General features: G+C 39.4%; 6 protein-coding genes. All 6 read left to right on the top strand.

The window, feature by feature from the left end:
• Positions 1-54 precede the first annotated feature (54 nt).
• A complete protein-coding gene (locus B3209_RS04520; RefSeq protein WP_296664816.1) occupies positions 55-1,989 on the top strand; it encodes a hypothetical protein in 1,935 nt (644 codons plus the stop codon).
• Positions 1,990-2,105: 116 nt separating this feature from the next.
• Complete coding sequence (locus B3209_RS04525) at positions 2,106-3,161, top strand: magnesium transporter CorA family protein (RefSeq protein WP_296090218.1); 1,056 nt, start codon at positions 2,106-2,108, stop codon at positions 3,159-3,161.
• Positions 3,158-4,132 (top strand): formylglycine-generating enzyme family protein, encoded by a 975-nt coding sequence (locus B3209_RS04530; RefSeq protein WP_296664814.1) that lies wholly within the window; start codon positions 3,158-3,160, stop codon positions 4,130-4,132. The genes B3209_RS04525 and B3209_RS04530 overlap by 4 nt, the downstream gene beginning before the upstream one ends.
• Positions 4,129-4,584 (top strand): hypothetical protein, encoded by a 456-nt coding sequence (locus tag B3209_RS04535; RefSeq protein ID WP_296664812.1) that lies wholly within the window; start codon positions 4,129-4,131, stop codon positions 4,582-4,584. The genes B3209_RS04530 and B3209_RS04535 overlap by 4 nt, the downstream gene beginning before the upstream one ends.
• Before the next feature lie 65 nt (positions 4,585-4,649).
• Positions 4,650-6,071 (top strand): lyase family protein, encoded by a 1,422-nt coding sequence (locus B3209_RS04540; RefSeq protein WP_296664811.1) that lies wholly within the window; start codon positions 4,650-4,652, stop codon positions 6,069-6,071.
• Positions 6,072-6,080: 9 nt separating this feature from the next.
• Positions 6,081-7,208 carry a Gfo/Idh/MocA family protein gene (locus B3209_RS04545; protein ID WP_296664809.1) on the top strand — a complete coding sequence of 376 codons (1,128 nt, stop codon included), beginning with the start codon at positions 6,081-6,083 and terminating at the stop codon, positions 7,206-7,208.
• Positions 7,209-7,243 lie beyond the last annotated feature (35 nt).

Below are 7,243 nucleotides of genomic sequence, written 5' to 3' on the forward strand. Positions count from 1 at the left end.
CTACATTTGCGTTATTTGTTTACTCTTGTTGTTTTTCCATATATAATATGCGGCATGGCTACGACCTCGAATATTTTGACACTTTTAAAATTCAATTGTTCCAAGCAAAAAACAGATATGCTTGAATACGGACAGTTCGCAGACTATGTTCACAGATATGCTCAGCATCACATTGAAGAAAATTCCGCGCTTGAAAGTTATTGCTCAAGCGATTACAAAGCTGTGCTTGAAGCTGAAATAAACGGTCTTGTGGCTGACCGTCAGGTTGTAATCAGTTCTATAAGAAATAAAGACTATATTTTTGTTGTTCCATATTTTATTGAAAAATACAACGGCTTGTTTAATCAGATTGAAGCTAATATTTCGATTCCGTTTCCAAGCATAAATGATATGCCGAAAATTGTTCCGATTGATGTTGTTACAAAAAAACAGGCTGATGAAATTATTTACGGACGCTTAGACAAAGAAGAAATTAACGACAGAACTCTTTACTGCATCGTTTTTTCAAAGACAGTTCCTTCTCTTATTTATCCGTCTTCTTTTCCAATTGCAAATCTTATAAACCTTGCGCTGAAAAAACTTCAGGAGCTTATGCACAAGGAAGAATCGCATGATTATTTTTTAAAGAAGCTTTCAATTTCAAATCCCGGAAAAGAGCTTTCTATAAAAACATTTTTCAATCAGTTTTGCGCAAATCCATCAACGGTTCTTGATATTTTAAAGAACACAGGCGACAATTTTTATTACTGGAGCCAGCTCTGTTATTTTATAAAGCAGGATTACACAAAACTCAAAGATTTTGCGCCGGAAGACATTACGATTTTGCAGTCAGTTGCCATAATTGAAATTGCAACTTCTTATTATAAATCAAAGGCTGCAGAAAAATTGCAGGCGCAGGCGGCGTTTGAGCAACTGGATATTCTTATGAAAAATCCTCCATATTATTACAATTTAAATGACATCAGAAAAATGAAGGATAAAACTGGAATTCCGCTTTTGGGCCAGTACAAAGAAGAGCAGCTGATGAATCATTTAAAGGCGAAGACTCAGGAATCTATTGGAAACCAGATGCCGGAGCTTTTGATTTTTAAGGTTAACGATGGAAACGGATATTATATTTTCAAGGAACGCGTCATTCCTCTTATAATCAGGCTTGCAAACGATGTGCGCATTTTGGTGCGTGAGGCTCTTATAAAAAGCTGGTACAACAATCTTAAGGAATATGAGCTTCTGCCTGAAATGAAAGAAAATGCAGCTTTTGAAAGATGTCTTGAGCGAGAAGTTTCTTCTATTGAGCCTGTGCTTTCGGCCCTTTTGAATGCTTCATTTTTGCCGGTTGTCGCTTTTGAAGACCAGACTCCGGGACATATAACCTTGTTCAGAAATGATTCTCTTATTTCTTACAGCGAACTTCTTATGCTTAGCAGGCAGGAACTTCTTGCAGATGCAAAGTTAAAATTGCCGTTCTGGTACGCAATGCCGATTGTTTCATTTATAATGAAGCTTTTGTTTAAAAAGCCTAAGCCAAAAGCAAGAAAAGAAGCTTCCGCAGCTTTAAAAATTCAAAATGAACTAAAAGAAAAAGAAAGCGAAATTTTAAAACGCCGCGATGAAGATGACAGCATAGATCCAAAAAATACAAGGCGCAGAGAACTAAGAAAACTTGCTGTTGAAATTGAAAAAGAATTTGTTCCGGAAAGCAGCACTTTGGACCGTGAACTAAAAGGCTATATGCACGAATGGAATGACAGAATCGGAAAGCAGAATTACGAAAATCTTGGCGAGGATGTCAATTCTTTAATCCGCGATTATTTCAGAAAAGTTTTGCGTACTTTAAAAGCTGACACTTTCAATGCGGAGCGAATTCGGCGTCTTGCGGAATCTTTGGTTGACACTCCAAGCATGATGAAAATAAAAAATCATCCGGCTTTAAAAAGATACGTTGAGCTTTACATCATAAAGATTGTAAAAAATTTGCCTTCAAACTAAAATAGAGTTGGTTATGGATAGCGGCAGTTGTTATCAACGTAGATTAGAAAAAATTACGGCAGTTTCTGTTTTGCTTGCATAGAATTTTGGGAGCTGCCTTTTAGCGGGGATTTGCTATGATTACATATTGGCAGCAGGAAAACGGAAAACTTGTAAGCAAGGAAAAAGAAGAGCTTGTCCCGGAAATGAACACTTGGGTTGATGCAAGATCTGTTACAAGAGACGACATCCGCGAGCTTGAAGAAACTTACGGAATCGATTCTGAAAACATGCTTGATATTCTTGACCCGGACGAACTTTCCCGAATTGAACGGAATGATGACACTGGATATACTTTTACAATTATAAAGCTTCCTGTTTTTTCTCCGGGAGACGATGTAAGCTATTTTACAGCTCCGTTGGGAATAATTACATTCGACAAATTTTTTATAACAATTTGCTGGACTGACTGCGAGGTTCTAAAAGATTTTGCCGCAAACAGAATCAAAGAGCTTTCACTTAACGATTTTCCGGCTTTTACGATTCGCTTTATGTCTCGCGCAGATCTTACGTTTTTGCGCTACTTGAAAGAACTTAACCGGCGCGCCACAACAATTCAAAATGAAATGCTACGCTCTGTTCAGAACCATGAATTGATTCAGCTTTTAAACATTCAAAAATCGCTTGTGTTTTTTACAACATCTCTAAAAAGCAACCAGATGCTTTTGGAAAAACTCCGCAAGACAAAAATTATCAAGTTGGATGAAGAAGATCAGGACTGGATTGATGACGTTGAAATTGACAACAAGCAGGCTTTGGACATGGCTGGAACTTACACGAATATTATGGCAGGAATGAACGATGCCTTTGCTTCGGTTTTGTCGAACAATTTGAATATCGTTATGAAAACAATGACCGCCTGGAACCTTGTGCTTATGCTTCCGACTTTGGTAACAAGCTATTTTGGAATAAATGTTCCTCTTCCTTGGGCGACTTCAAAATGGATTGGCGCTGTTGCGATTGCGGGACTTTGCGTTTTTACTTCCGTGTTTGGATATTTTATGTTTATGAAACGCCGTCTTACTCCGTCTGTTGAAGCAAGAAAAAGAATTTCATTTAAAGCCCGGCGCGCGGAACGAAAGCAAAGACGCTACATAAAAAAACAGGAAAAAATAGCGGAGAAAAGAAAATGAAATTTACAAAAATTTTTGCATTGATTTTTTTTGCAGCGGCACAGATTTTTGCGCAGGAATCTTCAGAGAATTTTTTTAATGATATTGATTTTGTTGAATTCGCTTCTTCAAGAAAAAAAATTGAATATATAATTGGAGAAAATTCCCAGTCGGTAACTGCAAAGAGAAGAGTTTTTCCATTCAAGATTAACCGCTACGAAACAACTTACAACCTTTGGTACAAAGTGCGATTGTGGGCAGAAGAAAACGGATATGTTTTTGCGAATCCCGGGCAGGAAGGTTCTTCTGGTTCAAGAGGAAAAGCTCCGACTCAGATGAACTGCTATGAGCCTGTTACAAATATAAATTGGTACGATGCCGTTGTCTGGTGCAATGCGTTCAGCGAGATGGATGGAAAAGTTCCCTGCTATTTTTACGACGGACAGATTTTAAAAGACGCCACAGATACAGCTTCGTGCGACTTGTCGGAATGCAACTGGAAAAGCAATGGCTACAGGCTTCCGACTGAAACCGAATGGGAATATGCGGCAAGAAAAACTTCTAGCGGACTGCAATCTGGAGCTTTGGCTAGCGGACAAGTTGATTCAAACGGAAAAGACGATTCTTCTGTTCCAGTTGAAGAAGTCGCCTGGTATTTTGAAAATTCAAATGGAACGAAACGAGTTGGAACAGCCGGAACTCCATTTTCTACAAGCGCACCTCCAAGCCCTTCAAGCGGAAATCCAAATGGAGCCGGAATTTTTGACATGAGCGGAAACGTGATTGAATTTTGCTGGGATTGGGAAGCTCCTTATGAAGCCTATGATTTGTCCAAAAGATACTCAGGTCCAAAATATGGCGCGGAACGTGTTATGCGCGGCGGAAGCTGGAATGAATACACGCTTTTTGTTTCGGCAGGAGACCGCTACTCTTACGATCCAAATGAAGCCTACAATTTTTTTGGATTCAGAATTGCAGCTAGCGTAAAATGAATTTTCAAAATTACAAAGAACTTTTGATTTCTTCACTTTCACAGAATTACAAAATTGATTCTTTTTACCTTGGCGAAGAATACGATATTGCAGGAACGCTTTCAAAAAACGATGACGGCTTTGAGCAGAAAGAAGCGTGCTTAGTTTCGTTTTGCAATGATGAAAATTTTGTTTTGTCCGAACTTCAAAGATTGCCTGAAATAACACTTTCCGGCGCAGACGGTTTTTCAAGAAACAGGCGTTCTGTTGTTTTGCGCGTTTTTGTAATGCAGGACGTTTCGTTTGAACTTGCAAAAAAAATCAGGGCGTTCAATTTCAGCAGGGCAAAAAAAAGTCAGTTTTGGAGCTATGTGGAAAGCCAGGTTGTTCTTGTGGACTTGAAAAATTGCTGCACATATTCAAATCTTTCTGGAGAAGAAAAAAGAAAGTTATTCAAGTTCACGGAAAATTAAAACGCGAAAATCGGCGCAGAACCCGCAATTGAAAATTATTGCAAGATAAACTACAATATTTTTTCATGGAAACACGTAACATTTTTGAAAACATTTCTTGTATCGACCACAGATATTCATTGTCAGAGGCCGAAGTTTTTAACGGTCTTTCTAAGTATATTTCAGAGGAAGCCTCAATCCGTTCATGTGCAAAATGCGAGGCTGCCCTTGTAAAAAGCCATTTAAAATTGCGCGGAAAACTCACAGATGAAATTGCGCAGAATCTTGATAAAGTCGCTTCGGAAATTGATCCTGCTGAAGTTTATGCGGAAGAGGAAAAAACAAAGCACAATATCCGCGCGCTTGTAAACGTTATGAAGACAAAAGTTTCTGCGGAAATCGGTCCTTTGGTTCACCTTGGAGCAACCAGCGTTGATATTCTTGACACAGCTCTTTCATGCAGAATGAGAGATGTTACAAAAAATGTTGTTCTTCCTGAGCTTAAAAAACTTGAAAAACATCTTTGCGCTATTGCAGATCGCGATGCAGAAGTTCCGCAAGTTGGACGCACTCACGGACAGCACGCAGTTCCTATTACTTTTGGCTGGAGCGTTGCAGAATTTGTAAGCCGCCTTGGAAAATCGATTTTGCGCATAGAAGAACTTTCGAATCAGCTTGTAGGCAAACTTGCAGGACCTGTCGGATCTTACAACGGACCTTCGATGATTGTAAAAGACCCGGAAGAACTTGAACGTGTCTATGTTGAATTTCTTGGACTTTCTGCCAGCGAATATTCAAATCAGCTTGTTGAGCCGGAATATCTTTTGCGCCTCCTATTGGAAATGAATGTTGCGTTTGGAATTATTGCGAATCTTGCAGATGATCTTCGCAACCTTCAGCGTTCAGAAATTGGAGAAGTTTTTGAATATTTTGCTTCTACTCAAGTCGGTTCAAGCACAATGCCGCAAAAAAGAAATCCGTGGAATAGCGAGCACGTAAAATCTCTTTGGAAGGCAATGTGTCCGCGTGTTATTACATTTTACATGGATCAGATTTCAGAGCATCAGCGCGACCTTACAAATTCCGCAAGCCAAAGATTTATGGCAGATTATGTTGCAGGATTTACAATGGCGGTTGCAAGAATGAACAGCGTTGTTTCGGGTCTTCAGGCTGACAAAGAAACAATGGCGCGCAATCTTGAAAATGCCGGCGGAAAAGTAAAAGGCGGAGTTCTTGCCGAGCCTGCTTATATTTTGCTTGGCGAAGCTGGAATCAATGACGGCCACGAGGTTATCCGCAAGATTACTTTGGAAGCTGAAAAATCTGGAAAAACATTCTTTGAAGTTCTAAAGACTCATAAAGAAGCATTTGAAAAAATAACTGCTCAGCTTGAAAAACTCGGAGTGGAAAATCCAGAAAATTTCTTTGAGCATCCGGCGAACTATTGCGGACTTGCTGCAAAAAAATCCCGCAGGCTTGCAAAGAAATACGAAAAACTAATGGACTGATTTTAGCTTATGCAAAAATACACGGCGGCTTTGGTTGGCTTGGGCAGAATCGGTTACAGCCTTGGACTTGACAAAAAACGCGAGCAGCCCGCCAGTCACACAATGGCACTTTTGAACAATCCTCGGATAAATTTGATTGCCGGTTGCGACACTGATTCCATTGCGCTTTCAAAATGGCAGGACGCAAATAAAAAAGCCGTTGGATATTCAGACAGCGCGAATCTTTATGCAAGATGTCGCCCAGACATTGTTACGGTCGCCGTGAATGAAAATGCCCATTTAAAGGAAGCAGTTGAAGCAATCCACGCAAAGCCGAAACTTGTAATTTTGGAAAAGCCAGTTGCGCTCAATCTTTCGGAAGCGGAAAAAATTCAGCAGGCTGCAAAAGAATTCCAAGTGCCGGTTCTTGTAAACCACGAGCGGCGTTTTGCGGAAGATTTTAAATTGGCAAAAAGCTACATGAAAAAAATCGGAGAGATTCAAAGCATACGGGCAGAACTTTGCTCAAGCCTTTGTGTTTATAATCCGGCGGAAGAAAAAACTGGAGCCTACAGTCTTATCCACGATGGAACGCATTTGGTTGATGCGGTTTTGTTTTTTCTTGAAGATGATTTGCCTTCAACGCTGAAAAAAATATCTTTGGAAAATCCCTCTGAAAAAAAAGTCGGACTTCTTAGCCGCGCTTCAGGATTAAACAATTCTGAAAAAAAAATCAAAACGGTAAATTCGCTTCTTAGATTTCCTATTGTTACTGGCGTTTTCCATGATGAAGAAAAAAATGTCCGGCAATTCAGCGCGCATTATTCAACTTCAAAATGCCCTGATGTTACGATTGGAATAAGCGGGCGTTCACGTTTCTTTGGATTTGAAATTTCCATTACGGGAACAGAAGGCCGAGTCTGCATTGGAAACGGATATTTAAAATTGTATCACCGGGAAAAATCTTCTCTCTACAGCGGATTCTATTCACTTTTAAATGACCGTTCCGAAAGTCTGCCGAAAAAAACTTTCTACTTTTCAAATATGATTCAAAATGCCGTTGATTTTTTAGACGGAAAAGCAAACTTGCGTTCAACTCTTCAGACTGGAATAAATGCGCTTTCAGTTCTTGAAGAAATAAAAGAAATAATTAAATAGCCCAAACTTCGAGTTTTGATAAGAACAGTAATTTA

The organism is Treponema sp. UBA6852 (genome assembly GCA_002449305.1).
In the GTDB taxonomy this organism is placed as follows: domain Bacteria; phylum Spirochaetota; class Spirochaetia; order Treponematales; family Treponemataceae; genus Treponema_D.